The organism is Nocardia flavorosea, from assembly GCF_015477805.1.
GTDB lineage: Bacteria > Actinomycetota > Actinomycetes > Mycobacteriales > Mycobacteriaceae > Nocardia > Nocardia flavorosea_A.
Window position 1 is genome coordinate 425,177 of sequence record NZ_JADLQL010000002.1, and the last position, 21,499, is coordinate 446,675.

Sequence of the window (21,499 nt, forward strand, 5' to 3'; positions counted from 1 at the left end):
TCTCGCCCTTCGCACCGGGGCCGGCACCTGTATCGGCGGAGGCACCGCGGCCCTCGCCTGGTGCGCCGGATTTGCTGTTATCGGGTACGTCTGGTCCCGGGCCTGGTTCACCGAACGGGCCGGACGGCCGGCCGTTCTCGTCAGCGCGCGAGCGCGGTGGCGGCCAGTTCCCGCCAATCCGCTGTCGCCCCCTCCCGCATCGCCTCGGTGAATTCCGCGTCACCGAGGCGATCGCGTACTGTCCGTTCGACCCGGGCGGCATCGGGTTGGGAACGATCGGGCACCCCGTGCACCACCCTGCTCACCGCGAGCAGCCGCGCGGCCTCGGCATCGCTGCCCGCACGCAGGACCCAGTCCGCGATCCCGACGAGCACCTGGGCCACCAGCAGCGAATGCCCGGCCTCGGTCGACGCCCGGAAGGCCGCGGCATGATGTTCGCGGGCCCGCGCGAGATCGGTTTCGAGGTAGCCGCGCAACGTGTGGACGGCCGCCACGAACTGCGGCAGCCCGGCTTCGTCACCCGACACGGTTGTCGCGATATCGACCTGTTCGAGGGCCTGTTCGATATCGCCGCTCCAGCGGGCCAGCTCCGCCCTGGCCAGAGCGAGCTCGACCAGCGCGAACGGCCAGGCCACCCGATTCGCGCGGCGCTGCGCCTCGGCCACCGCGGCCGCACTGGCTACAGGGTCGCCTGCCAGCCAATACAACTGGGCCTGGCGCGACAGCAACGCCACAATATCCTCGGCCGAGCCGATCTCGGCGACGACGGCGATGGCCTCCTCGTAGAGTTCGCACGCCGAGACGAAATCGCCGCGGGTGGCGCGCCGGTTCGCCAGCTCGGTCAGCGCGAACGATATCCCCCACCGCTCACCCAGCGCCCGGAACTCGGCCAGCGCCCCCTCGAGATAGGCGTCGACCTCCGGCCCGTCCTGCCCGACCACGACCCGCATCTTGCCCATCTGCAACCGGGACAGCGCGCGCACCCAGGGGTCGTCATCGGTGAGCAGCGGTTCGAAAGCGGTCGGCAGCGCCTCCGGGCCCTGCAACATGGCGTCCAGTGCATCGATGAACGCAAGGGTGGGATGACCGGCCCGGACACCCCGGCTGAACCGGTGCGCTTTGCGAATCCACTCCCCCACCTGGACCGCATCGTTGCGACCCGAGCTCATGAAATGTGTGACCAGGCCGTACACCAGCGCGCGGGTCGCGTCGTCCACCTCGGCGGGTTCGTCGGCGACCGCCGTCAGCAGCTCCTGGCCTTCGGCCTTGTACCCGCCGAGCCACCAGTACCAGCCCGCGGCCGCGGCAAGCCGCCACGCCCCGCTCGTATCGCCCGCCGCGAGTGCGGTGCGCAGCGCCGCCGAAATATTGTCGTGCTCGGCTTCCAGCACCACCAGCCATTCCAGTTGCGCCGCACGCCGTAGATGTGGTTCCGCGGTTTCGGCGAGGCCGGTGAAATAGGCCAGATGCGCCCGGCGCGCGGTCTCCGCTTCCCCCGACTCCGCGAGCCGTTCGCAGGCGTACTGCCGGATCGTCTCGAGCATCCGGAAGCGCGGCTGGCGCTCCCGCGCGCCACCCGGCATATCCGGTCCGACGCCGGTTACGTCGCCCGCTGCCCCGTGTTCCGCCGGGATCAGCAACGATTTCTCGGTCAGCGTAGTGAGCAGATCGAGCACGTCCAACTGCTCGACCACCACCTGCTGCCCGTCGCCGCCGTCCGCGCAGACCTGCTCGGCCGCCTCCAGGCTCGCATCGCCGGCAAACACCGCGAGCCGGCGCAAGACCGCCCGTTCGGGGTCGGTGAGCAATTCCCAGCTCCAATCGACCACCGCGCGCAGTGTCCGATGCTGCGCAATCGCTGTGCGACTGCCGCCGGTGAGCAGCCGGAACCGGTCGTCGAGACGTTCGGCGAGCTGATCCAGCGAGAGTGTGCGCAGCCGGGCGGCGGCCAGTTCGATCGCCAACGGTATTCCGTCCAATGCCCGGCAGACCCGGACCATGGTTTCCAGCGTGCGCGGATCGTTGCCGAGATCCTTGCGCACCACTCGGGCCCGGTCCCGCAGCAACTGCACGGCCGGGGAGGCTTCGATCCCCGCCGGGTCGGCGTCGACGGCGGGCAGAGCCAGCGGCTCGACCTGCCACAGCGCCTCACCGGTGATCCCCAGCGGTTCGCGGCTGGTCGCGAGGATCCGCAGCCGCGGGCACTCACCCAGCACCCGGTGCGCAAACACGGCCACCGATTCGATCACATGCTCGCAGTTGTCCAGGATCAGCAGGGTTTCGCGATCACGCACCGCTGCGATCAACCGGTCCACTGGTTCGGTGTGCGAGGCGCCGCCGAGCAGTGCATCGCGCAGACCGATCGCGGCGAGCGCCGCCTGCGCCACATCACCACTCGTACCGACCGCGGCCAGCTCCACCAGCCAGGCGCCGTCCGGCAGGTCGTCGAGCAAGGTATGCGCCGTCTCCACGGCCAGCCGTGTCTTCCCGGAACCACCCGGCCCGGTCAGCGTGGTGAGGCGGTGGCCGGCGATGAGATCGCGGACGGCGGCGATATCGGCGAACTTGCCGACATATTCGGTGAGTTCGGCCCGCAGGTTCGTCCGGCGCTCGGCGTTGTGCTGCGCACCCACGTCGCCGCGCAACAACGCGACATGCAACGCGGAAAGCTCCGGCGAGGGGTCCACACCCAGCGTGTCGGCAAGAGCTTCGCGGGCGTTCTGGTACACCAGCAGCGCTTCGGAACCGCGCCCAGCCGCGCCGAGCGCGCGCATCAACGCGGCGACCAGCCGCTCCCGCACCGGGTTCCGGGCCACCAGCTCGGTCAGTTCGGGCACCAACTGTGCGCCGCGGCCGAGCCCGATCTCCGCTTCGTACAGATCCTCGAGCGCGGCGGAATGCAGCCCCTCGAACCGGGTGACCACGGCATCGACGGCCTCGCTGTCGCGCACCTCGACCCCCTGCATCGGCGTGCCCCGCCACAGGTCGATCGCCTCGCGCAGCAGCTCGGCGCGCAGTGCGTCGCCACTGCCGCGGGCCCGGTCCACAAGCTGCTCGAATCGGACGGCGTCGACGGCGTTCGGTTCCACCACCAGCCGGTAACCGCCGGCCTCCCCGTCGAGCGCCCCCTCGGGCAACACCCTGCGCAACCGGGAAACCAGTGCCTGCAGGGCATTGGACGCGTCGGCCGGGGGTTGTTCACCCCAGATCCAATCGACCAGTGTCGTTTTCGGCACCACCCGGCCGGGTTCGAGCGCGAGCGCAATCAGCAGCGCCCGCAACCGGGCGCCGGGGACCTCTATCGATCCGCCGTCTTCTGCCCGGATCTCGAGCGGTCCCAGCAACACGATCTGCACCCGGTTATTCTGCCTGCCGGGTGGGTGGGGTTGTGATTTCGGAGCTACTGCGCGGCTCGAACCGGCATGAGCTTCGCGCTTCGGCCATGGTGCGGCGGGGTTGTGGGGCCGGGGGTCCTGTCAGCGGGTGTATCAGGTGGATGTCAGGGCGGTATCAGCGGTGACCGCGACAGTGCTCATATGAACAGCACGGCACCTTCCGAACCGAGGAAGAACTCTTCGCAGAGCGGAGACGCGCCCAGGGAACTCCGGGTCGATCGCGATCGCTGTATCGGCGCCGGGATGTGCGTACTGACCGCCCCCGGTGTTTTCGACCAGGACGACGCGGACGGGCGGGTGATCGCGCTGACCACCGCACCCACGACCGATCAGGAAGCGGACGTCCGCGCGGCCGCCCATATGTGCCCTGCCGGCGCGATAAGCCTCCCGGGCCACTGACCTGATATCCACATCCGACGAACAGGAAGACCTGATGACCCGCACCGCCCCCGTACCGCACGGCCTGCCCACCGAACGCAACGCCGGCCCCTTCGACCCGCCCCGCGAAATCACCGAACTGCGCGAGACCCGGCCGGTGAGCCCACTGATCTTCCCGGACGGGCACGAGGGTTGGCTCGTCACCGGCTACGAGGCAGTCCGGCAGGTGCTGGCCGATACCCGGTTCAGTTCGCGCCAGGACATCGGCGTACTGCACGCACTGGACGCCGACCCCGATATGCCGGTCCAGACCGAACCGTCTCCGCAGATCCCGGGCATGTTCATCGCGATGGACCCGCCGGAGCACACCCGGCTGCGCCGCAAGCTCATCAGCGCTTTCACCGTCAAACGGATGAAACAGCTCGAAGAGCACATCGTCGAAATAGCCGAACAGCAACTGGACGAAATGGCGCGCCTGACCCCACCGGTCGACCTGGTCGCGGAGTTCGCGCTACCGCTGCCGTCGCTGGTGATCTGCGAAATGCTCGGCGTCCCGTACGCCGACCGGGCGACCTTCCAGTCCAACTCCGCCAAATTCATGCTCCGGGAGCAGCCGCTCGCGGAGAAGATGGCCGCCTACGGCGCCATGATGGCGTACCTGGGCGAACTGGTCGCCGGCAAACGTGCCGAACCCGGCGACGATATCCTGTCCGATCTGGCCCGCGACGAGGAGCTGAGCGTCGAGGAACTGACCGGGATCTCGTTCCTGCTGCTGCTCGCCGGCCACGAAACCACCGCCAATATGCTGGGGTTGGGCACGTTCGCGCTGCTGGAACACCCCGATCAGCTGGCCGAACTGCGCGCCGATCCGGATCTGGTCCCCGGTGCCGTCGAGGAGCTCCTGCGATATCTGGCGGTCGCCGATATCTTCTACCGTTACGCCACCGAGGATCTCGAACTCGGCGGCGAAACGATTCCCGCGGGTTCGACCGTTGTCGTTTCACTACTGGCCGCCAATCGCGACCCCTTGCGTTTCGACGACCCCGACACCCTCGATATCCACCGTACGGCCCGCGGGCTGGTGTCCTTCGGCCACGGCGTGCACCAGTGTCTCGGCCAGCAGTTGGCCCGTGTCGAAATGCGCGCCGGTTTCGCGGCGCTGATCCGCCGCTTCCCGGCACTCGCCCTGGCCGTCCCCGCGGGCGAAGTGAAACTGCGGACCGACATGAATATCTACGGCGTTCACGAACTGCCGGTCACCTGGGCCGATACGCCCCGATAGGTACGCCCGAGTCCCGGCAGTACCGACGCCGCGGCCGGCCGGACCCGTTCGGATTTCCGCCGCCCATTCACCGAACCCGATATATATCCACGAGGAGAACCGCAATGCCCACCTACCAGACCCCGGACCCGATCGCCGTCACCGTCGAGGTGCTGTCCGCCGATGTCATCGTGCACGCCGCCGACCGCACCGACACCGTTGTCGTCATCCGGCCCGCCGACGAATCCAAGAAGGGCGATATCCGCGCCGCGGAGCAGACCCGGGTCGATTTCGCCGACGGTGTCCTGACCGTGACAACGCCGAAGGACTGGCGCACGCACACCCCGTTCGGCGGTAATCCGACGATTGCGGTGTCCATCGAGGTGCCGTCCGGTTCCCGGCTGAAGAGCACCGCCGGCGTGGGCCGGATCACGGCGACCGGCGACATCGGCCGGTGCGACCTCGAAGTAGCCGCCGGTGATATCACCGTCGAGCGCGCCGGAGAGGCGGTGACCGCGAAAGTCGCCAAGGGCGATATCCGGATCGTCGAAGCCATCCGCGGCGTGCTGCGGCTGGAAACGTCGATGGGCGAACTGGAGATCGGGATCAGCCCCGGCAGCGGAGTCGAGCTGGAAGTCGCTGCCCTGCAGGGCAGCGTGCACAACCAGATGGGACCGGTCGGTCGCACACCGGCCGACGCGGAAACCGTGCACGTGTACGCCCGGAACTCCCACGGCAACATCGCCATCCGGCACGCCGCGGCCGCCGTCCGATAGAACTCTCGGGCGGGTCGGCCATCGCCTTCGCGTTGCAGCCGATGGCCGGACATTGCCCGGCACCGGTTCCTTCGGCACGCACTGGCGGAGAACCGAGGCACCGATGCCGCTACCGGCCGCGGTGACACCCGCGCAGCTGGTTCTCGGCGCGGTGCGCGCCGGTGACGGCCGCGACGATCTCCTGCTGAAACCGCGGGCATTCGGTGAAGTCCTCGTGCCGGCAGGTCAGCACGTGGGTGATCAGCTGTTTCGAGGTCTGGATCCGCGCGATCTGCTCGTCGAGAGCGTCCAGCTGCGACTGCAGGATCCGGCGGCGACCGCGGCCGTCGCAGGCGTCGAGCAGTTCCCGGATCTGCGCCAGGCTCAATCCGATCTCCTTGCTGCGCAGGATCATCGCGACCCGAGCGAAGTGCGCCCGGGTGTAGCGGCGCCGGCCACCGACCCGGGTGGCCGGGGCGAGCAGGCCCACGGATTCCCAATGCCGCAGCACATGTGGTGCGAGATCGAAGTAGGCGGCGATCTCACCGATGGAATAGGCCGCGGCGGTGGCATCGCCGGGCGGGCTTGACTTCATGTTCACATTAACTTGCACAGTGGGTCGTGTCGTCAAGACAGCGTCACCGAGGAGGAACAGATGCAGAACCGGTCACCGGCCGAACTGTGGAACGAACGTTATGCCGATGCCTTCGCGTCGTACGGCACCGAACCCAACGACTATCTGCGGGAAGTCGCCGGACGGATCCCCGCCGGCCCCGTGCTGTGCCTGGCCGAAGGCGAGGGACGCAACGCCGTATACCTGGCGAGCCGCGGCCATCCGGTGACGGCGGTGGACCTGTCCGAGGTGGGCCTGGCCAACGCCCGGAAACTGGCGGCCCGCCAGGGCGTCTTTCTGGACACCGTCGTCGCCGATCTCACCGGCTACGACTTAGGCGACGCCCACTGGTCCGGGATCATCTCCATCTGGGCCCATATGCCCTCCGCGGCCCGCCCCGCGCTGCATGCGGCCTGTGCACGAGCCCTGCGGCCCGGCGGTGTTTTCATCCTCGAGGCCTACACCCCGCGCCATTTGGATCGCCCGGGCGTCGGCGGGCCCCCGGTCGCGGACGCACTGCCGACCCCGGGCGAACTCCGCCGCGACCTCCCCGGTCTGCAACTGGAGCACTGCCGTGAAGTGGACCGCGAGATCACCGAGGGGAGATACCATCACGGTCCGAGCACCACGGTCCAAGTGCTGGCGATCAAACCGCCGGCCCACACCCCGCGCGACGGCGACCGATGAAGATCGGCCGGCAGCACCGTTCGGAAGGACGCGGGCGTCAGCTCATCCACCCCTGGGACAGCATCACGTGCGCGGCCAGGTCTTCGATCGTCGTCATTTCCGGATGGCTGTAGTAGACCAGCTCGAACCGGCGCCGGCGCCACTGCACGGGATCCATCCGGCCCTCGTGGCTGGTATCACACAACGCCTCCAGCCGGTCCAGGTCGAACGGTTCCTTGCCGCGGGCGTGTGCGTCGGCTTTGACGGCCGCCAGGCGTTCCGGCGCGGACAGATCAGGGTGCCGCCATATTTCACCCGCGAACCGGCGCGCGCCCTCGAGATCCATTCCGTTCCCCTGCCTGCCCGCGGACTCGTCCGAGCCCACTGCTGTCGAGGATAGAGCCGTACCGCGTCGGACGGAGGTTCAGGTGCTCGGCCTGCCGGGCCGGTCGGTCTGTACGGTGCGACGGACCGCGCGCCGCCATTCGTTCCGGGCCGCAACATCTTCCGGCGCGACGCGATCCGGTGGGGAATTCAGAAGGCAGGTCGCTGGGAAAGGGCGGGAAGGCATTTGCGGCCGGCGACCAGATCGCGTGCGAGTGCTTCGTAGGCGGCGTATTCCCGTACGAGTTGCCGGCGATTCAGCCCTTCGGGGCCGTCCAGGATGAAGCGGTCGAAACTGATGGTGTACAGGTGGGCCATCCGGCCGAATACCGCGCCGAGCCCCTCATGATGCGATACCGAATCGGGTGATGGTGGTCCGAGAATTCGGCGGGCTTCGAGATCTATCGACAGCATCCGGCGCTGCACCTCATCGCAGGCACAGTCGAAAGGGTCGGCGCCGGACCTGTTTTCCGGCCGCCCGGGCAGCGTCGTGGCCTCCTCCCAGGGCAGCACGATATCGTCCCAGGCCGGTCGCGCCGCGGCCATCCGGCGATGCGCCACCACCAACCCCGCCAGCGATTCGAGCATCGCGCAGTCGAATTCCGCGGCGGCGGACCGATCGAATTCGGCCGCGCGGGTGAAGACCGCCGATACGACCCGGCTGCTCGGGAACGGCCCCAATTCGTCGGCGTCGCTCACTCCGATCCCCTTTCGTCCCCCGGGCGATGCCGCTGAGAAATCAGCCCCCCGGACATACTCCGTGGCCGGCGCCCACTCGCCGGCTCCCCTGGCGGATTGCCGGATACAGGTTAGCCAGCTCCGGGTGATCGAGAAGGACAGTTCGCAATATTGCGTTGAGGACGAATCCTTAATTGCGACAATGGTTTCCACAAACAACCGATTGCTTGTGCACCACCGGACCGACGCCTCGGCCGCTCAGGCGGAACCCGGCCCGCCGCAGCCGGCGACATATCGAACCACCCAGCGGCCCTCCCATACCTCCCCCGGCTCCAGGACTCGCAAACCGTCCCCGGAATTCAGCGCGTCGGGAGCCGCTGTCATGGGTTCCAGCGCCACCGCGAGCCCGGTTCCCGCCGGTCGCGGGAATTCCTTCGCGGTGAACACCTGGAGATAGTTCCAGCCGGCGTCGACGAGAAGTTCTACTTGCGCCCCACCCGGCGCGGTGAGCCTGGCAGCGACCCCCGCAGCCACCCCACCGAAAGGCGTATCGAGCGTCCGGCCCGCCAGCGCGACTCCGGCCCGCAGATCGTACGGGGATCCCTCGACGGGATGCTGCGCGACCGGATTCATCCGGGCGTCGAGTTCGTAGTAGGTGGTCGCGGCAACGGTGAGGGCCAACTCCTCGACCGGTACCGCTCCGACCCGGAAATACGGATGCGCACCCACCGCATACGGCGCCGGCCGGCCCGAATGATTGATCACCCCGTGGGTCACCGCCAGTCCGTCGGCGCGCAACTCATAACGCACCCACGTATCCAGCAGGAACGGCCAACCGTGCTGGGGCGGTATCAGCGCGCCCAGAGTCGCCGAATCCGGCGCCTGCGCGCGTACTTCGTAATCGGTGTTGCGGAGCAGCCCGTGGATGGCGTTCGACCGCGCGACCTCGGTGATATCCAGTTGCTGGGGGCGCCCGTCGAGCATCCAGACCGCATCACGGACCCGGTTGGGCCACGGCGCCAGCACGATACCGGCGGCCATCGGCGGGGCAGAACCGGCGGGGAGCGGTTCGGTCACCGCGATACCGTCCACGGTCAGGCCGCGCAGCACGGCGGCCACGGTACCGATTTCGGCACGCACACCGCCGCCGGACAGCACGAGCGAGCGGCCGGTCGGGCTGGGGTCGGATACGGTCACGCCATCAGCGTATGTTCCGGCACCGCCGGTCGGGCCGCGTTCACCCGGGCGAGTCCCGGCGCTGCGGCAGAGACTGCCGGTCCGGTACCGGTTGCGCTTCACCGGCCCGGACCACGCGTATCGCTACAGACCGTTGATGATCACGGCATTGCAGTCGGCCGCCGCCTGCCGCAGCGGAATCGCGGCCTGGTATTCCTCGGATTCGTACCACGCGCGGGCGGCCTCGGGCGATTCGAACTCCAGCACCACGGTCTGCGTAGCAGGCCACTCCCCTTCCAAGACCTGCGGTTTCGTATCGACCGCCAGGACTTTCACACCGTTTGCCATCGCTTTCGCGGCCGCCTTGCCGTATTCGGCCATCCCCGCCGGATCTTTGATCGACTCGGTCACGATGACATAGCCCTTGGCCATCCCGGAACTCCTCACTCATCCACAAGCCGGACACTCTCGACTCCCCGACGACCCTACTCAAAACGTGATTTCCGAATGAGGAAATCTCATATGGTGAAACCGGCCGTCACACTCTCGGCTGTCCGTGGGCTGCGCCGGTCGGCCAACAGCCGGCGCCACCGGGGCGGGGAAGAACGCGGATCGTCCATGCGCTCCGATCGAGCGATCCCTCGACTCGCGGTCAGGCCCTATCGCTACGGCGGAGCAGATGGGGGCGCAACCGGTTGAAACCGCGAACTCGGACGCTGCGCAGATGGCGGATGGCGAATTCCTTTTCCCCTTCCAGTTCCACCGCGGCACCGTCGTCCACCAGGATCGTGCCCGGGCGGGCGACACCGGTGAGCCGGGCGGCGATATTCACCACCGACCCGTACAAGTCGCCGAAGCGCTGCAGCACCGGACCGTAGGCGATGGCCACCCGCAGTTCCGGGGTGGTGCCGACGGTCATGGTGGATTCCTGGATCGCCACGGCGATCCGGGCCGCGGCCAGCGGGGATTCCGCCGCGAACATCACTTCGTCACCGACATTCTTGATCACCCAGCCACCGTTCTCGGTGATCGCGGCGGTGGTCGTGGATTCGAACGCCTCGAGCAGCGTGGACAGCTCGTCGGGATGCAGATGCCGGGTGAGCCGGGTGTAGCCGACCATATCGGCGAACCCGACAGCCAGGGTCCGGGTGGAATCCTGAGTCGGCCCGGTTTCTTCCAGATGCCGGATCAGCGCCGCGTCCAGATGACGCCGCCAGGCGTAGGACAGCAGGCTCTCCAGAAGCTCCACCGTTTCCGCGGTGGCATTGCGGGTGATCGCATCCGGGTCGGTGCCGGGTCCGGCCGCCGCGACCCGCCGGTCGATCTCCTCGAGCACCAGATCGACCTGCCATTCGGCCAGCCGCGCCATGGCCTGCCCGATGGTGCGGGCGGTCGCGGCCTGCTGCCGGGTACCGGCCGCGGCCAGCACCTCCACCTCCCGGAACCGGTGAATGGCCGCGATATCGGAATCGGTGTAATCCGGGGCGCTGTCGTCCTCACTGGCCGGGAAACCCAGCGACACCCACAGCCGGCGCGCCAGCTCCGGTGTCACTCCCGCCTTCTCCGCCACCTCCCGGCGGTTGTACCGGCGACTGCCCGCGAGCAGACTCGTCTCCGCCGCCGACCGAACCAGTTCGGACCTCTCCTGCGATCCCATGCTCGCCACATTACGACCCGCCGGCCGCCACACGGGCAAACCAGACATATAACCGGGTGATCTGCGTCATGCGGCACGTCGATACCGTCCGGACGATGCGGCTCCGGCCGATCCCGGCCCGCCCGTCCGCTGTTGCAGCGCGAGGAGACCGGCGCTATGGCTGCGGCGTCGCGGATCGCGGTGAGGTGTATTGCGGAATCGATGCGGGCGAACTGGTCGGAGGGAGCGGGAGCTGCGTCGATTCCGGCACCGGACCGACAGGCGCGGGCGGTGCGGGATTCCGTGCCGCCGGCTGCGGAGGCTCGGTGGAGCGCGGGACTCCTGCCAACTCGGGAACCTCCAACGGCGGGCCGGCCGGCGGCTGCGAGTCGCCGGGTTCGGTGGCGCCTGGGGCCGGTGCCGGATGTTCGGTAGTGCCGGCAGCGGCGGGCGGAACCGGCGTTCCGGCCGGCTCCGGTGCATGCTTCGGGCGGGTAGTGGGCGCCACCGGCGCGGGCGAAACGGCGGAAGTGCCCGGCGCGGCAGGGGTATCCGGAACCGCTACCGCCTGCCGGCCGGCGGACGGGCGACCCGGGGCGTCGGGCAGCGGCCGGTCGGTCGGGAGGTTGATGAAGCTCGGGGCCGCCGGGTCCAGCGCGAGGTGCTGGGGTTTGAGTTCGGTGTCGTTGAGCATCGGGCGGAACGCCAGTGCCTTGGGGGCGTTGGCGGCGAATACGTCGAGGCGCAGGCGGTGGCCGGGTTCGAGGACGGCCTGGGTCGGAATCACGCCGATGTCCAGCGCGACCGGTTCACCGGGCGGCACCGGCTGCACGCTGTCGAGGGTGATCGGGTTGAACGGGGCGGTGAGGTCGCCGTTGGGTGAGCGGGTGCTGCGGGATTCGTCGATCGCGCGCAGCGAGGCGGTGAGCTGGCCGGTACTCAACACGGTCGAGGTGCCGTCGGGTGCGACATCGTTCACTGTGACGCTCCAGTAGCCGTCGGCGGCGTCGTGCACCGTGTTGAGATGCACGTTGATCGGACCCGAGATCACGGTCCGTTCGGCGACCTCGGCACTGGTGAAGGTGAGCGCACCGCGTTCGGCGATCCGGGAGTCCTTGGCACAGGCGTCGAATACCGCGCCGATTCCGGCCGAACCCTGCGCCATATCCCGCGAGCAGAATGTGGTGATCCCCGGGGCCACGGTGAGCTGGGCCCTGTCCCCCGGCCGACCGATCAGCGATCCATCGTGCACGCTGTCGGCGCTGGTCCCGCTGGGCGTGCCCGACAGATACACCCGCCGATGCGACATTCCGGGCTGCGGGAACTGTTCGAGGAAAACCCAGCCCCCGCCCTGTTCCCAGACGATCACGGGCCCATAGTCGACGATGCCGTTGTCGATATCCTTGAGCCAGTGATCGAACCACGCGCGCTGCAGGACATCCAACCGCGGTGGCGCACCGGGCCGGCCCGTCCCGGCACCGGGGTTGGCGTGATATGTATCGCCGACGACGAGTTGTTTGCGGCCGGGCGGCAGTGGGATTTCGTTGTAGAGCGCGGTGGCGCTGTTGGCGAAGATATCGTGCCACCCGCCGTAGACGAAGGTGGGGACGGTGATCTTCGACGGTTCGCCCATGATGCCCTGCCGGAACGGGCTGTTCTCGTCCAGTGCCGCGGACAGCGTGGGCGGCATCTTGTTCAGTGACGGAGTGAGCAGCGCCTGGGCGAGCAGATCGTAGTTGGTGGCGGGATCGGCCAGCCGGTCGGCGAGCCACTGCCAGTCGAAGGTGCCGTTGAGTATCGACTGCACATCCGGCATGAGTTTGGCCTGGTTCACCTGGTTGAGCCACAGCGGCAGGAAGGTCACGCCCACACCGCCGCCGGGTGCCACCACATCGCGCATGAGATCACTGCCGGGTTCCACCGGGAAGATGGCCTGCAATGGCTTCGGCGCGTTCTCGGCGGCGCGCAATTGATTGATACCGGAGTAGGAACCGCCGCTCATCGCAACCCGTCCGTTCGACCACGGTTGCGCCGCCGACCATTCGATCACCTCGCGGGTGTCGAGTTGTTCACGCGCGCCGAGGGTGTCCCACAGTCCCTGGGACTGTCCGGTGCCGCGCACATCGACCGAGACGATCGTGTATCCGGCGTGCACCAGTTTCCTGTCGAGCCCGAGCACGGTGGCGACGGTGCCGCCGTCGAGCGCATGCAGCAGATCCTCGAAACCGCTGATCGGGGTGCCGGACAGGTTGATCCGGCGCACCAGGTCCATGGTGAACCGCTGCGCCTCGGGATTGTTCATCGCCGAATCGATCAGGGCGGACATCATTTTCGAGTACGGCGTCATGGTGACGATGGTGGGAAGCGGTTCGGTCTCCACCCGGTCACCCGCGTGGGCGGGCCGGTACACATCGGCTTTCAGCACCACACCGTCGCTCATGGTGATGTGGACGTCCTTGTCGATATGCACCTCGGGGTAGCGCTGCGGGCCGTCGTGGGTGGCGGTCCACTGCTGGGCCAGTTCGGCCGGCGAGACGGCCGGGGCCGTATCCCGGCTGACCGGGTGGCGGGCGGCCTGAGCTACCACCAGGCTCACGGCGAGAGCGACGACGGCGATCGCCGCTGCGGCCGCGAACCCGTGGATCCGGTACAGCCGCATGAACAACCCTCCACCTCGTGGTTCCGGTTTCCGCGCACAGGTGCCGCCGACGATAGCAATCAGCTCTCTTCGCAGCTGGTACCGACGCGCGGTATCCGGACAGGGGTGGCGGTGGCGGAATTCCGGGGCCGGCCGCCCGCGGGCTCAGTTCGCGCGCCGCACTCGCAGGACGAGGTCCTTGATCTGGTGAGCGGCCGCGGGGCGGTTACGGTCGCGGCGTTCGTCCACCTCCACGGTCCACTTGTCGTCGAGCAGGCCGCGGATATCGGCGGGCAGATAGTAGGCGTAGGGGTCGAACCGGTGCTGATGGCCTTGCTGCTCGTGCTGATGGGCTTCCTCGCCGTGCGGATGTTCTCCCGGTTCGGGGAATTCGGCCGGATCGTGGGCAACGAACAGCAGTGTTCCGCCCGGGGCCACCGATTCCAGCAGCCCGCGCACGGTGGCGTGGTCCGGTTCGTGCGCGATCGGGAAGTAGTGCGCCGACACCAGATCGAACGACCGGGCAGGCATGGGCGTGACGGCGATATCGGCCTGCTGCCACGAGATCTCCGGATGCCCTGCCGACGCGCGTTCGATCGCCACCTTCGAGATATCCACCGCAGTGACCTGCCAGCCGTGTTCGGCCAGCCAGTAGGCGTCCGCGCCCTCACCGCAGCCGAGGTCGAGCGCCTGGCCGGGTGTCATTCCGGTCACCTCCGCAACCAGAGCGTCATTCGGCAGGCCGCTGAATCTCTGCTCGGTCTCGCCGTACATATCGTCCCAGAACTGCTGGTCCATCTGTTTCTCCTGCTCTCCTCGGGGCTTGTTCTCCAGCATCCGCAGACTGCGCCATCTTGACAAATTAATTTGCCATAACTGCAATATAGGTATGGATCCGGAGTTCGGCGATGTCATCGACGCAATCGGCCCGCGGCTGCGTGAGCTGCGGCGACGTAACGGCACCACGCTGGCCGTACTGTCCGATCTCACCGGTATTCCGGTGAGCACCCTGTCACGGCTGGAATCGGGTCAGCGCAAACCCAGCCTGGAACTGCTGCTCCCGCTGGCCAAGGCGCATCGCGTCCCACTGGACGAACTGGTCGCCGCGCCGGAAACCGGCGACCCCCGGGTGAATATCCGCCCCATCACCCGGCACGGCCAGACCCTGATCCCGCTGACCCGTAAACCCGGCGGCCTGCAGGCCTACAAGCAGATCCTGTCCGGCCGGTCCTGGACCGAACCCGATCTGCACACCCACGAGGGCTACCACTGGCTCTACGTCCTCAACGGCAAGTTGCGGCTGATCCTCGGCGACCGGGATATGGTGCTCACCCCCGGCGAGGTCGCCGAATTCGATACCCATCTCCCGCACTGGTTCGGCAATGCCGACGAACATCCCGTCGAATACCTGAGCCTTTTCGGACCGCAGGGCGAACGGTTCCACATCAAGGCACGGTATCGCCCGTCGTAATTCGGATACACGCCTTACGCTGGGCAGATACGAACCGTTACCGTTCCGTTAGCCAGCTTGTCCGTGTCGTTTCCGAAGTACGCGCGGCGGACGGCGAAACATGACTCCCCGGGTTTGCAGGACCGACATATAGCTGTGGTGTATTTCCAACGCTGTTCGAGCAGTCGGTGAATTCCTCGCCGCGCATTCGGCGGTGAAAGTTTTTGCGATCCACCGGCTCTCGACCTGAGCACGGAGGACCGCAATTATGGAGTCAGTACCGCTAGTCCGAAAACGCATGGCCGTCATGGCCGTTCTCGCCGCGGCAGCAGGATCCGCACTCTGCACCGCCGCCCCCGCCGAAGCCCGGCCGGTCACAGTGCCCGGCCTCGGTGTTTTCGAAGTTCCCGATCATATTCCGCTACCGGCCGGGATCCCCGGCCTCGCCACCCCACAACCGGCGCCGCAGTACACGCCGGCCCCCGGGGAACTCGCAGTCCGGGCGGCACGCAGCAAACTCGGCGCCCCGTACGTCACCGGCGGCACCGGACCGAACACCTTCGACTGCTCCGGACTGGTGAAATGGGCTTACCAGCAGGCGGGCGTGGATGTCCCCCGCACCAGCTGGTCCCAGCTCGCCGCCGGCACACCGGTTCCGCTCGACGAGCTGCACGTCGGTGATGTGATCTCCTACAGCGGCGGTGGACATTCCGCCCTCTATGCCGGTGACGGCAAGGTGATCCACGCCGCGACCACCACCGTGGAAATCTCGCCCATGTCGTATTCGCCCGTGGTCGGCGCACGCCGCTACTGACCCGCGGCCCGCACCGTGGCCGGTGTCCGGCGACCCACCCGAATCCACAGCCCGGCCCACGGCGCGTCCATCCGGCACCGCCCCGCGGCATCACCGCCCGGGGCGGTGCCGGGCCACTATCAGAACCACCTACCGAGCCCCGGACCGATAACGGCACCGCCGGGACATCATCTACCGTCGACCGGTTCCCAGTGCCGCTGTGCCGGCCTCCGCATACCGAGAGGCGTTCTACGGCATCGCACGTTGCACCAGTACCGCGCCGACGAGCAGTACCGCCGCACCGGCCATCTGCGCCGGTCGCAGTGCTTGCCCGAGCAATAGCCAGGCCAGCACACTCGCGACGAGTGGTTCCACCATGGCCAGCACACCGGCGAGGGCCGCGGGCAGATCTCGTAATGCCCACAACCCGGCCAGGTACGGCAGTACGGTGCCGGCCACAGCCAGTACCAGCAGCACCACCCAGACCGGAAAGTGCAAACCACCCAACACGGCAGACAGCGTCAGACGATCGAAAGGCAGCGTCCACGGCGGCGCCACCACGGCCATCACCACAGCGCCGATCACCAACCCGACCGCGGTCATCCCGAACGGATCGTGCCGGCTCGCGCCGTGCTCGCCGAGCAGGAAGAACCCGGCCGAGCAGGCCGCCGCGCCCAGACCCGCCGCGACACCGATCGGATCCACCCGGGCACCATGCCAGACCTGCGCAATCAGGACCAAACCGGCCAGCGCCAGCCCGATTCCCGCCCACACCGGCCCGGGTAGCCGTGTTCCGCGCACGACCCGGATCCACAATGCGACCAGGGCAGGTGCCAGGTTGACCAGCACCATCGCCACACCCACCGGCACTCGGGCAACAGCCACAAAGAACAACAACTGCACACCTGCGACGCCGAGCGCCCCATAGCCGAGCAGCAGCCAGATATCGCCGCGATCGAACCGCAGTGCCCGTGGCCGCCACAACGCGACCACCAGCACCAGCACTACGGCGGCCGACCCGATGCGCACCGAAGTCACCGCCGCCGGTGACCAGCCATCTACCATCACCGCCGCGGCCAGCGGACCGGAACTCGCGAACAACGCCCAGGAGAGCAGGCTCAGCTCGACCGCCCTCGCACGGCCCGGTACTCGTTCCACTTTCACCGACCTGGTCACGCTCGTAGCTTCGCCGAGCGATAGTCGGCATGCCAGCCGATATCCGGCAGAGTTCGCGGGTCTTAGGATCGAAGGTCGTCGGGTAGCAGCCGGAACGCCTGGTGAGATGTCAATGGTGTGAGCGCCCGGAAGTCACGGCGGTCGAGTGTGAGCACCGAGTTCGTTTCGTATTCGGCAGCCAGCGCGACGTTGACAGCGTCGGCGAGGTCGAGACGCAATGCCGGATACAGGGTACGCACAGCGTTTGCCTGATCGAGAACATCCGTTGTCACCGTGGCGATCTCGAACGCTCCCCGACGCGCTTCGGCGGCGATATCCTCGATCATCGAGACAGCGTGCCGCTGCCCGAGAGCGCGACGACCCACATGGTCGAGTTCTGCCAGCACCAGCGGCGAGAGGACAACGAGCCCGGCCGAGTCCAGAGCCGCAAAGGCCCCGTCACTATCTGGCGAGGAAGTATCGAAAGCTGCGATGAGCCCCGACGTGTCCGCGATGACGATGCCCGTCCCGATCGGCATCATAGAGCGGGTCATTCCGTGTCGTCATCGGCGAGAATCTCCTCGACACGAGCCGCCAGAGTGGGATCACCGCTTGCGAATCGACGCAAGCGTAGCGGTTCGGAGCGCCGACGCACTCGCATGGCTGCCAGGTGAATACCTTCTCGAATGATCTCGGCCTCGCTGGTCTGAGTGCGCGCTGCCGCTTCCTTGATCGTCGCCAAGTCCTCGGGATCGGCGTAAACCATAGTACGCTTCAGAGACATATGCGTATGATGTCATATACGGCAGATATCCGGCAAGGACTCAAGGAAACCGCCTACTGAATCCGCTTTCAACCTCGCCGCTCACGCCGGGACCCCAGCTCCGTGTCGCGACTCCGGTAGACGATATAAGGCATGGTCAGATAACCGACCGGCATCGAGAAGACGTGGACCAGACGGGTGAACAGCCAGAAGGCGAACAGGATCCAGGCGGCGATCACGTGGAGCTGGAAGCCGAGGGGGCGGCGAGGAGAGGTCGGTGGCGGGGCGGAAGGAGAGGATGGAGCGGAACCTGGACCGAACCCGATCCGCACACCCACGAGCGCTACCGCTGGCTCTACGTCCTCAACTTCGCCCGTGGTCGGCGCACGCCGCTACTGACCCGCGGCCCGCACCGTGGCCGGTGTCCGGCGACCCACCCGAATCCACAGCCCGGCCCACGGCACCTCCATCCGGCACCGCTCCGCGGCATCACCGCCCGGGGCGGTGCCGGGCCACTATCAGAACCGCCTACCGAGCCCCGGACCGATAACGGCACCCGGGACATCATCTACCGTCGACCGGTTCCCGGCGCCGCTGCCTACGCCACGGATTCCGACCGGCCGCAACCGATCAGAGGCGCTCGATGACGGTGGCGTTCGCCAGACCGCCGGCCTCGCACATGGTTTGCAACGCGTAACGCCCACGAGTCTGTTCCAGATGGTTGACCATGGTCGCCAGGATGCGCACCCCGGAAGCGCCCAGCGGATGGCCGAGCGCGATCGCGCCGCCGCGGGGATTCAGTTTCTCGGGGTCGGCGTGCAGTTCCTGCTGCCATACCAGCGGCACCGGGGCGAATGCCTCGTTCACCTCGTAGGCGTCGATATCGTCGATCGTCAATCCGGCGCGGTCCAGCACCTTCTTCGACGCGGGAACCGGGGCGGTCAGCATGAGCAGCGGATCGTCACCCAGCACCGCGAACGAATGGAAGCGGGCGCGCGGGGTCAGCCCCAGCTTCGCCGCCATCTGCTCACTCATGATCAACGCCGCCGATGCGCCGTCGGTGAGCGGCGAGGAGTTACCCGGGGTGATCGACCAGTCGATCTCCGGGAACCGCTGCGAGTACTGCTCGTCGGCGAACGCCGGCTTCAGGCCCGCCAGCTTCTCCGGGGTGGACCCGGCCCGGATGGTTTCGTCCGCGGTGAGCTCACCGGCCGCCACCAGCTCCCGGTCGAATCCGCCCGCCGCCGCGGTCTCGGCCGCCAGCCGATGCGAACGCGCCGCGAATTCGTCGAGGGCGGACCGATCGAGTTTCCAGCGAGCCGCCAAGATCTCCGCCGCGATCCCCTGCTGCACAAGTCCTTCCGGATACCGATGCGCGATCGGCCCGCGATTGGCATCCTGCCCCTGCGCGTTCGAGAACATAGGCACCCGGCTCATCGATTCCACACCACAGGCGATAGCGATGTCATAAGCACCCGACATCACACCCTGCGCCGCGAAATGCGCCGCCTGCTGGCTGGACCCGCACTGCCGGTCCACCGTGGTCGCGGGCATCGATTCCGGGAACCCGGCCGCGAGCACCGCGGTCCGCGAAATATTGAACGCCTGCTCGCCGCTCTGCGTGACGCACCCGCCCACCACATCGTCGACCAGCACCGGGTCCAGATCGTTGCGCTGGATCAGCTTCTCGAGCACACCGGCCAGCAGAGTCGCCGGATGCACCCCCGACAAACCCCCGCCCATCTTGCCCTTCCCGGACGGCGTGCGAACCACATCGACTATGACGGCGGACTGCATGGGCCCCTCCTGAACTGCTCGTTACGGTCGTCCGAGTTAGCGACCCTTCATCGTTAAGTTAACACGGATTCGCATGGGGTCGCCAGGTCTCCCGACAGTCACACCGGCATATCCACTCGCGCAGCGGAGCCGGCGAGGTCGACTCCGCTGGGATGCACATACCCCTGGAACTCGCCGTAACTCGCGATTCCGCCGCCGGGCGGATCGTGCGGGTCGAACGGGAGCGGTACCCCGTCGACGATGAGCCGGACTTCTCCGTCGGTCACCACGAGCAGCCCGGCCCGGTTCGCCCACTGCGCCACATCACCGGTCTGCACCGAGCCGGCATCGACCGCCGTCCACGGATGTCCCGCCGTCGGTTCGCCGGCCGTTCCCGCATACGCGGCCCGCGCATCGCTTCCTTCCGAATTCCCCAGTTCCCGGTTCACTGCCTGCGCCACCGCGGGCGGCACCTGCTGCGACGATCCATCCGGCAGAGTCACCCGCACTGCCATCCCATTCTCATCGGCCGGGGGCGGCGGTTCCGCCGGCGGTGCCGATACCGCCTGCTCCGGCGCCGGAGCCGGCGCGGACCGCTCCCGTTCTCCGTCCCGGCGGCGCTCGCCGTTCTCGCCACCGCGACCCTCTGTACTCCCCTGGTCACGAGGCACCATCCCGGCCATCATCTGCGGCAGCATCATCATCGGCATCATCATCATCGGGAGCATCGAAGACAGTGCACCCATCCCGTTATCGCCGGAAGACATACCGCCGGTAGGCGGCCCCGGCTCCGCGGCATCCCGGCCACCGCTCGTATCGGAATCCGCAGCGTCCTCGTTCACATCGCCGCCGGATCCGGCACCTGTACCGCCGTCCACCGGAACTTCCTCACCCAGCGCTTCGTCCGGCGGTGCGCCGATATCGTCGGTCACCGCGGGTTCGGCAGCGCCGGCCGGCGGAGCCCCGGCCGAAACCGCCGGCGGAGTCCCGGCTGCACCTCCCGGCGGTGTAGAACCATCCACCGGGGTGTACGACATCACCGGTCGATCCGGGCTCGCCGGGGGCGTGCCCGGATCGCTGGTCTCGTACTCCGGCCCGTCGACGCCAGAGCCTTCATTGGCCGCGGACACCTCCCGGATCTTGTCCTCGACTTTCGTGATCGTCGCCAGAATCTCCTCTTCGAGGAATGCGCGGTACTGCGGATGGACCCGGCGGCGCGTAGTCACCGTCTCCCCCACCGGCGCACCATCAGGTGAATCCATCGGGTTCACCTCTACCCGTTCGACCACATCGTCGGCGTAACCCAAGAATTCGTTCAAACCGGCGATGCGGTCGTCGATATAGGAGACCGCAGCGCCGGATCGTTGTCTGACCTCCGCCACGGTGACAGTCATCTCGTCCTCGAGCCCCTGGAACAACTCCTTATCGATATCCAGTCCGGTGATGTGGGCACTGTAGGAGTCGGTCATCGACGAACTGTTCACCGAGTCCACCAGGCCGTGGTTGTGCAACCAGGCCGAAAAATCCGGAACATCTTCTCCGTTGCCGGACCCGAACAGTTGCAGCGATCGCTGCAGGAAAGCGTCCGCGTTGTCGATCATCCAGGCCAAGGCGGCGTCCTCGTGCTCAGGGTGGATCAACAGATCACCCGGCGCGGGCCCGTCCGCTTCCGCCGCCACTCGGTCGGGCAGGCTGAAAGACCATGCATCCACAGCCGGAGTGGTATCGGGTTCCGGTTCCGGTGCCCGGTCCGGAGCCAATGCCTCGCGGCCACCGTAGGCCAGCGAATCCGGTAGCGGTCCATCGCTTTCCACCCGGTCACCGGCTTCGGCGAAGAAATTCCACACCGGGTCTTTACCCGACCCCGACATGAATCCGTGCAGATCACCGTCCGTCAGAGGATCCCAGTAATCACCGAACCGAACCCTCTCGGAATCACCATCACTCGAACTCATTCCTTGCTCCGGAATGTGTCGGATGCG

21 protein-coding genes are annotated in these 21,499 nt (G+C 67.6%); 6 read left to right on the forward strand and 15 right to left on the reverse strand.

Features of this window, described 5'->3' with window-relative positions:
* Positions 1 to 140: 140 nt before the first annotated feature.
* The gene (locus tag IU448_RS10810; RefSeq protein ID WP_195055451.1) at positions 141 to 3,356 is read right to left on the reverse strand and encodes a BTAD domain-containing putative transcriptional regulator; all 3,216 of its coding nucleotides are present in this window, start codon (positions 3,354 to 3,356) and stop codon (positions 141 to 143) included.
* A gap of 180 nt (positions 3,357 to 3,536) precedes the next feature.
* Between IU448_RS10810 and IU448_RS28865 the strand changes: the two genes are divergently transcribed.
* The 3 genes from IU448_RS28865 (at position 3,537) to IU448_RS10825 (ending at position 5,810) form a co-directional block, all read left to right on the forward strand.
* Positions 3,537 to 3,794, forward strand: a complete 258-nt coding sequence (locus IU448_RS28865) for a ferredoxin (protein WP_195055452.1) — start codon at positions 3,537 to 3,539, stop codon at positions 3,792 to 3,794.
* 34 nt (positions 3,795 to 3,828) lie between these two features.
* Positions 3,829 to 5,055 carry a cytochrome P450 gene (locus IU448_RS10820; RefSeq protein ID WP_195055453.1) on the forward strand — a complete coding sequence of 409 codons (1,227 nt, stop codon included), beginning with the start codon at positions 3,829 to 3,831 and terminating at the stop codon, positions 5,053 to 5,055.
* A gap of 104 nt (positions 5,056 to 5,159) precedes the next feature.
* Positions 5,160 to 5,810, forward strand: coding sequence for a hypothetical protein (locus IU448_RS10825; protein ID WP_195055454.1), 651 nt, complete (start codon positions 5,160 to 5,162; stop codon positions 5,808 to 5,810).
* Positions 5,811 to 5,919: 109 nt separating this feature from the next.
* On the opposite strand, the gene IU448_RS10830 is transcribed toward IU448_RS10825, so the two are convergent.
* Positions 5,920 to 6,384: a MerR family transcriptional regulator gene (locus IU448_RS10830; protein ID WP_195055455.1), complete on the reverse strand. Its 465-nt coding sequence runs from the start codon at positions 6,382 to 6,384 to the stop codon at positions 5,920 to 5,922.
* A 60-nt stretch (positions 6,385 to 6,444) separates the two neighbouring features.
* Between IU448_RS10830 and IU448_RS10835 the strand changes: the two genes are divergently transcribed.
* Positions 6,445 to 7,089, forward strand: a complete 645-nt coding sequence (locus IU448_RS10835) for a class I SAM-dependent methyltransferase (protein ID WP_228812600.1) — start codon at positions 6,445 to 6,447, stop codon at positions 7,087 to 7,089.
* A 37-nt stretch (positions 7,090 to 7,126) separates the two neighbouring features.
* Here the strand turns inward: IU448_RS10835 and IU448_RS10840 are convergent, their stop codons facing one another.
* From IU448_RS10840 to IU448_RS10870, 7 genes are all read right to left on the reverse strand, one after another.
* Positions 7,127 to 7,453 (reverse strand): hypothetical protein, encoded by a 327-nt coding sequence (locus IU448_RS10840; RefSeq protein WP_195055456.1) that lies wholly within the window; start codon positions 7,451 to 7,453, stop codon positions 7,127 to 7,129.
* A 149-nt stretch (positions 7,454 to 7,602) separates the two neighbouring features.
* Positions 7,603 to 8,151 (reverse strand): hypothetical protein, encoded by a 549-nt coding sequence (locus tag IU448_RS10845; protein ID WP_195055457.1) that lies wholly within the window; start codon positions 8,149 to 8,151, stop codon positions 7,603 to 7,605.
* A gap of 237 nt (positions 8,152 to 8,388) precedes the next feature.
* Positions 8,389 to 9,327 carry an aldose 1-epimerase family protein gene (locus tag IU448_RS10850; protein ID WP_195055458.1) on the reverse strand — a complete coding sequence of 313 codons (939 nt, stop codon included), beginning with the start codon at positions 9,325 to 9,327 and terminating at the stop codon, positions 8,389 to 8,391.
* A 123-nt stretch (positions 9,328 to 9,450) separates the two neighbouring features.
* A complete protein-coding gene (locus tag IU448_RS10855; RefSeq protein WP_033244172.1) occupies positions 9,451 to 9,738 on the reverse strand; it encodes a DUF1330 domain-containing protein in 288 nt (95 codons plus the stop codon).
* A 220-nt stretch (positions 9,739 to 9,958) separates the two neighbouring features.
* Positions 9,959 to 10,963 carry an adenylate/guanylate cyclase domain-containing protein gene (locus tag IU448_RS10860; RefSeq protein ID WP_195055459.1) on the reverse strand — a complete coding sequence of 335 codons (1,005 nt, stop codon included), beginning with the start codon at positions 10,961 to 10,963 and terminating at the stop codon, positions 9,959 to 9,961.
* Positions 10,964 to 11,117: 154 nt separating this feature from the next.
* Entirely contained in the window at positions 11,118 to 13,601 is a 2,484-nt protein-coding gene (locus IU448_RS10865; protein ID WP_195056215.1) for a CocE/NonD family hydrolase, read from the reverse strand.
* A 144-nt stretch (positions 13,602 to 13,745) separates the two neighbouring features.
* A complete protein-coding gene (locus IU448_RS10870) occupies positions 13,746 to 14,378 on the reverse strand; it encodes a class I SAM-dependent methyltransferase (protein ID WP_195055460.1) in 633 nt (210 codons plus the stop codon).
* Positions 14,379 to 14,469: 91 nt separating this feature from the next.
* On the opposite strand from IU448_RS10870, the gene IU448_RS10875 reads away from it, so the two are divergent.
* Positions 14,470 to 15,051 carry a helix-turn-helix domain-containing protein gene (locus IU448_RS10875; RefSeq protein WP_195055461.1) on the forward strand — a complete coding sequence of 194 codons (582 nt, stop codon included), beginning with the start codon at positions 14,470 to 14,472 and terminating at the stop codon, positions 15,049 to 15,051.
* 277 nt (positions 15,052 to 15,328) lie between these two features.
* Complete coding sequence (locus tag IU448_RS10880) at positions 15,329 to 15,844, forward strand: C40 family peptidase (protein ID WP_228812602.1); 516 nt, start codon at positions 15,329 to 15,331, stop codon at positions 15,842 to 15,844.
* A gap of 228 nt (positions 15,845 to 16,072) precedes the next feature.
* Here the strand turns inward: IU448_RS10880 and IU448_RS10885 are convergent, their stop codons facing one another.
* From IU448_RS10885 to IU448_RS10910, 6 genes are all read right to left on the reverse strand, one after another.
* The gene (locus tag IU448_RS10885) at positions 16,073 to 16,999 is read right to left on the reverse strand and encodes an EamA family transporter (protein ID WP_195055463.1); all 927 of its coding nucleotides are present in this window, start codon (positions 16,997 to 16,999) and stop codon (positions 16,073 to 16,075) included.
* Between the two features lie 62 nt (positions 17,000 to 17,061).
* Positions 17,062 to 17,532 carry a PIN domain-containing protein gene (locus IU448_RS10890; protein ID WP_228812604.1) on the reverse strand — a complete coding sequence of 157 codons (471 nt, stop codon included), beginning with the start codon at positions 17,530 to 17,532 and terminating at the stop codon, positions 17,062 to 17,064.
* Complete coding sequence (locus tag IU448_RS28870) at positions 17,529 to 17,762, reverse strand: ribbon-helix-helix protein, CopG family (RefSeq protein WP_228812606.1); 234 nt, start codon at positions 17,760 to 17,762, stop codon at positions 17,529 to 17,531. The genes IU448_RS10890 and IU448_RS28870 overlap by 4 nt, the downstream gene beginning before the upstream one ends.
* Before the next feature lie 68 nt (positions 17,763 to 17,830).
* A complete protein-coding gene (locus tag IU448_RS10900) occupies positions 17,831 to 17,980 on the reverse strand; it encodes a respiratory nitrate reductase subunit gamma (RefSeq protein ID WP_416382981.1) in 150 nt (49 codons plus the stop codon).
* A 391-nt stretch (positions 17,981 to 18,371) separates the two neighbouring features.
* On the reverse strand, positions 18,372 to 19,538 hold the full coding sequence (locus IU448_RS10905; protein ID WP_195055464.1) for a thiolase family protein: 1,167 nt from the start codon (positions 19,536 to 19,538) through the stop codon (positions 18,372 to 18,374).
* A gap of 98 nt (positions 19,539 to 19,636) precedes the next feature.
* Entirely contained in the window at positions 19,637 to 21,472 is a 1,836-nt protein-coding gene (locus tag IU448_RS10910) for a hypothetical protein (RefSeq protein ID WP_195055465.1), read from the reverse strand.
* Positions 21,473 to 21,499: the final 27 nt, after the last annotated feature.

What these genes read in the sequence shown, in the direction of transcription:
- IU448_RS10860 (WP_195055459.1), bottom strand. Translation starts at nt 10,963, where the DNA reads ATGGGATCGCAGGAGAGGTCCGAACTGGTTCGGTCGGCGGCGGAGACG.
- IU448_RS10910 (WP_195055465.1), bottom strand. Translation starts at nt 21,472, where the DNA reads ATGAGTTCGAGTGATGGTGATTCCGAGAGGGTTCGGTTCGGTGATTAC.
- IU448_RS10830 (WP_195055455.1), bottom strand. Translation starts at nt 6,384, where the DNA reads ATGAAGTCAAGCCCGCCCGGCGATGCCACCGCCGCGGCCTATTCCATC.
- IU448_RS10855 (WP_033244172.1), bottom strand. Translation starts at nt 9,738, where the DNA reads ATGGCCAAGGGCTATGTCATCGTGACCGAGTCGATCAAAGATCCGGCG.
- IU448_RS28865 (WP_195055452.1), top strand. Translation starts at nt 3,537, where the DNA reads ATGAACAGCACGGCACCTTCCGAACCGAGGAAGAACTCTTCGCAGAGC.
- IU448_RS10820 (WP_195055453.1), top strand. Translation starts at nt 3,829, where the DNA reads ATGACCCGCACCGCCCCCGTACCGCACGGCCTGCCCACCGAACGCAAC.
- IU448_RS10865 (WP_195056215.1), bottom strand. Translation starts at nt 13,601, where the DNA reads ATGCGGCTGTACCGGATCCACGGGTTCGCGGCCGCAGCGGCGATCGCC.
- IU448_RS10835 (WP_228812600.1), top strand. Translation starts at nt 6,445, where the DNA reads ATGCAGAACCGGTCACCGGCCGAACTGTGGAACGAACGTTATGCCGAT.
- IU448_RS10880 (WP_228812602.1), top strand. Translation starts at nt 15,329, where the DNA reads ATGGCCGTCATGGCCGTTCTCGCCGCGGCAGCAGGATCCGCACTCTGC.
- IU448_RS10825 (WP_195055454.1), top strand. Translation starts at nt 5,160, where the DNA reads ATGCCCACCTACCAGACCCCGGACCCGATCGCCGTCACCGTCGAGGTG.
- IU448_RS10890 (WP_228812604.1), bottom strand. Translation starts at nt 17,532, where the DNA reads ATGACCCGCTCTATGATGCCGATCGGGACGGGCATCGTCATCGCGGAC.
- IU448_RS10870 (WP_195055460.1), bottom strand. Translation starts at nt 14,378, where the DNA reads ATGGACCAGCAGTTCTGGGACGATATGTACGGCGAGACCGAGCAGAGA.
- IU448_RS10875 (WP_195055461.1), top strand. Translation starts at nt 14,470, where the DNA reads ATGGATCCGGAGTTCGGCGATGTCATCGACGCAATCGGCCCGCGGCTG.
- IU448_RS10905 (WP_195055464.1), bottom strand. Translation starts at nt 19,538, where the DNA reads ATGCAGTCCGCCGTCATAGTCGATGTGGTTCGCACGCCGTCCGGGAAG.
- IU448_RS28870 (WP_228812606.1), bottom strand. Translation starts at nt 17,762, where the DNA reads ATGTCTCTGAAGCGTACTATGGTTTACGCCGATCCCGAGGACTTGGCG.